We start from the raw sequence: 1,566 nt of genomic DNA, 5'->3' as shown, positions 1-1,566 counted from the left end.
GATAAGCGGATTTGCCTACTTATCAGCCTAACTGCTTGGACGTGCACAACCAATCGCACGCTTCTTCTATCCTTCTGCGTCCCTCCATTGCTCAAACGATAAAGAGGTGGTACAGGAATATCAACCTGTTGTCCATCGCCTACGCCTGTCGGCCTCGGCTTAGGTCCTGACTAACCCTGAGCGGACGAGCCTTCCTCAGGAAACCTTAGGCATTCGGTGGACGGGATTCTCACCCGTCTTTCGCTACTCATACCGGCATTCTCACTTCTAAGCACTCCACCAGTCCTTCCGGTCTGACTTCACTGTCCTTAGAACGCTCCCCTACCACTGATACCATTCGGTATCAATCCGCAGCTTCGGTGGTGTATTTAGCCCCGGTACATTTTCGGCGCAGAGTCACTCGACTAGTGAGCTATTACGCACTCTTTAAATGGTGGCTGCTTCTAAGCCAACATCCTAGTTGTCTAAGCAACTCCACATCCTTTTCCACTTAATACACACTTTGGGACCTTAGCTGGCGGTCTGGGCTGTTTCCCTTTTGACTACGGATCTTATCACTCGCAGTCTGACTCCTAAGGATAAGTCATTGGCATTCGGAGTTTGACTGAATTCGGTAATCCGATGAGGACCCCTAGTCCAATCAGTGCTCTACCTCCAAGACTCTTACACTTAAGGCTAGCCCTAAAGCTATTTCGGGGAGAACCAGCTATCTCCAGGTTCGATTGGAATTTCTCCGCTACCCACACCTCATCCCCGCACTTTTCAACGTGCGTGGGTTCGGGCCTCCATTCAGTGTTACCTGAACTTCACCCTGGACATGGGTAGATCACCTGGTTTCGGGTCTACGACCACGTACTAAACGCCCTATTCAGACTCGCTTTCGCTGCGGCTCCGCCTCTTCAGCTTAACCTCGCACGGGATCGTAACTCGCCGGTTCATTCTACAAAAGGCACGCCATCACCCGTTAACGGGCTCTGACTATTTGTAGGCACACGGTTTCAGGATCTCTTTCACTCCCCTTCCGGGGTGCTTTTCACCTTTCCCTCACGGTACTGGTTCACTATCGATCACTAGGGAGTATTTAGCCTTGGGAGATGGTCCTCCCAGATTCCGACGGAATTTCACGTGTTCCGCCGTACTCAGGATACATTCAAGAGAGAACGAAGTTTCGACTACGGGGTTGTTACCCTCTACGACGGACCTTTCCAGGTCGCTTCGTCTACCTCGTTCCTTTGTAACTCCGTATAGAATGTCCTACAACCCCAAGAGGCAAGCCTCTTGGTTTGGGCTATGTTCCGTTTCGCTCGCCGCTACTCAGGAAATCGCATTTGCTTTCTCTTCCTCCAGGTACTTAGATGTTTCAGTTCCCTGGGTCTGTCTTCCTTACCCTATGTATTCAGATAAGGATACCATACCATTACGTATGGTGGGTTTCCCCATTCGGAAATCTTCGGATCAAAGCTTACTTACAGCTCCCCGAAGCATATCGGCGTTAGTCCCGTCCTTCATCGACTCCTAGTGTCAAGGCATCCACCGTGCGCCCTTTCTAACTTAACCAAACTAAAA

The 1,566-nt window shown here is 50.5% G+C and carries 1 rRNA gene; it reads right to left on the bottom strand.

The features are described from left to right. A 23S ribosomal RNA gene (locus ACTFRH_RS30835) occupies positions 1-1,557 on the bottom strand; the annotation flags it as partial. Positions 1,558-1,566: the final 9 nt, after the last annotated feature.

It is taken from the genome of Bacillus cereus group sp. MYBK216-1, assembly GCF_051916495.1.
GTDB lineage: Bacteria > Bacillota > Bacilli > Bacillales > Bacillaceae_G > Bacillus_A > Bacillus_A thuringiensis_K.
Note: the sequence above shows the minus strand (reverse complement) of the source record. Positions and strands in the feature narration are given on the sequence as shown.